The following is a 2,457-nucleotide window of genomic DNA, read 5'->3' as shown; positions in this document are numbered from 1 at the left end:
GGTCAGACTTTGACGGCTTGGAGTTCTTCGAGCAGGTCGAGGAGTTGATTGAGTTTTTCTTGTCCCATTTGTTTTTCGATACTTTGGTAGATCTGCAGAGAGGTTCCGAGGTTTTCGGCGAGGATGTTTCGTCCTTCGTTTGTGATCTTCACCATTGTGCGTCGTTTGTCATGGCTGTCCTGGCGGCGTGATATTTGGCCTTCGGCTTCCATCGTGCGCAGGATGCGGGTGAGGCTTGGCAACAACAGGCAGGCCTCTTTGGCGATTGAGCTTTGCTCCACTTCACCCAGCTCGTCCAGCACGCGCAGGATGCGCCATTTCTGCTCGGTCAGTTGTATCCCCTGCAGCATGTCCCGGATGGGGGCCATGACGGTTTCGCGTGCGCGCAGCAAGGCAATCGGTAGGGCGCGCGAGGTGTTTTTGGTGTGGCTTTGTTCACTCATGGCAGTCTTGTAATTCGCGGAGTCAAAAGATGCAAAGATTAACAAAGCAGGTTCTTGACAGTGGGGGTTCCAATTTACTAAACATGTTTACCATTTGAGGGGAGCACATGCCACATTTTCACGTCGAATATTCCGGCAATCTGGAAGACAGGATCGATATGAGTGGCTTGTGCGAATGCATCCGGGCCACGGCTGCCGGGATCAAGACATTCCCCCTGCCCGGTATTCGTGTCCGGGCCACGCGGGTCGATCACTATGCCATCGCGGACGGCAATCCGGCGCATGGGTTTATCGATATCTCGATCCGCCTGCGCGCTGGCCGGGCTGCGGATGTCAAACGGGACGCCACGCAGCGCATTTTCGAGGCGGTTGAGGCCTATCTGTCCCCCGCCTTCGCCGGACATTCCATCGCGCTCTCGCTTGAGATGCGTGACATTGACCCAGACCTTTCGCCCAAGACCGGCACGATCCGGGACCATTTGGGCGCGACCAACCAGGAGACCTGATCCATGAGCGCACTGGATACGAACATCGAGAAGCTGGCGGGCTTTCTGGCGCGGTTTAAGGAGACCGGCATCAAGAACCGGATCGCGGGCGAAGATCGCGACGGTTCCGCAGGGGTGTTCCAATCCACATCTCCGGTTGACAGGTCGGTGATCTGCGATGTCGCCCATGGCACTGCCGATGATATCGACGCTGCCGCCAATGCCGCTCATGTCGCATTTGCCGATTGGCGCGACATGCCTGCCACCGAGCGGCGCCGCATCTTGCTGAACGTTGCCGATGCGATCGAGGCCCGTGCCGAGGAAATTGCGCTGTGTGAATGCTGGGACACAGGCCAGACCCTGCGCTTTATGTCCAAGGCCGCGCTGCGGGGGGCCGAGAACTTCCGGTATTTCGCGGATCAGGTGATACAGGCGCGGGACGGTCAGCATCTTAAGTCGCAGACCCTGATGAACATCACCACGCGCGTTCCGATTGGTCCGGTGGGGGTGATCACGCCGTGGAACACGCCGTTCATGCTGTCGACATGGAAGATCGCGCCTGCTTTGGCTGCCGGATGCACCGTGGTTCACAAACCGGCCGAAGATTCTCCGCTGTCCGCTCGCCTGTTGGTGGAGATCGCCGAAGAGGCCGGGCTGCCCAAGGGGGTGCTGAACACCGTGAACGGGTTCGGCCCCGATGCGGGTAAAGCGTTGACGGAACATCCGTTGATCAAGGCGATTGCCTTTGTCGGTGAAAGCCGCACCGGCAGCAGCATCACCAAACAAGGTGCCGATACGCTCAAGCGGATGCATCTGGAGCTGGGCGGCAAGAACCCGGTTGTCGTGTTCGACGACGCCGATCTCGACCGGGCGCTGGATGCGGTGATCTTCATGATCTACTCGATCAATGGCGAGCGCTGCACGTCATCCTCGCGCCTGCTGGTGCAGGACACCATCAAGGAGGCGTTCGAGGCCAGGCTGATCGAACGGGTCAACACCATCAAGGTCGGCCATCCGCTGGATCCTGCGACCGAGATCGGGCCACTGGTGACCGAGGAGCATTATAACAAGGTGACTTCCTATTTTGACATCGCCAAAGAAGACGGTGCGACTGTCGCCGCCGGAGGTGCCAAGGTCGGCGACACAGGGTATTTCATTCGCCCAACCCTGTTTACCGATGCCAATAACCAGATGCGTATCGCGCGCGAAGAGATATTCGGCCCGGTTCTGACCTCGATCCCGTTCTCGACCGAGGACGAGGCGCTGCAGATCGCCAACGACACACCATACGGTCTGACCGGCTATGTCTGGACCAATGACCTGACCCGCGCCTTGCGGTTCACCGACAAGCTTGAAGCCGGGATGATCTGGGTGAACTCGGAAAACGTCCGCCACCTGCCAACACCGTTCGGCGGCGTCAAGGCATCCGGTATCGGCCGCGACGGCGGCGACTGGAGCTTCGAGTTCTACATGGAACAAAAACACGTCGGCTTCGCAACAGGAAAACACAATATCATGCAGCTGGGGAA

3 protein-coding genes are annotated in these 2,457 nt (G+C 58.7%); 2 read left to right on the top strand and 1 reads right to left on the bottom strand.

The annotated features are described in order from the left end of the window. Positions 1-2: 2 nt before the first annotated feature. On the bottom strand, positions 3-443 hold the full coding sequence (gene hpaR / locus ACR0NZ_RS20545; RefSeq protein ID WP_480521553.1) for a homoprotocatechuate degradation operon regulator HpaR: 441 nt from the start codon (positions 441-443) through the stop codon (positions 3-5). Positions 444-550: 107 nt separating this feature from the next. Between hpaR and ACR0NZ_RS20540 the strand changes: the two genes are divergently transcribed. Next, positions 551-949 (top strand): 5-carboxymethyl-2-hydroxymuconate Delta-isomerase, encoded by a 399-nt coding sequence (locus ACR0NZ_RS20540; RefSeq protein WP_267365252.1) that lies wholly within the window; start codon positions 551-553, stop codon positions 947-949. 3 nt (positions 950-952) lie between these two features. Beyond that, a partial coding sequence (hpaE, locus tag ACR0NZ_RS20535) for a 5-carboxymethyl-2-hydroxymuconate semialdehyde dehydrogenase (RefSeq protein WP_480521550.1) occupies positions 953-2,457 on the top strand: 1,505 nt, incomplete at its 3' end.

This window comes from Ruegeria sp. AE3 (assembly GCF_056542225.1).
Note: the sequence above shows the minus strand (reverse complement) of the source record. Positions and strands in the feature narration are given on the sequence as shown.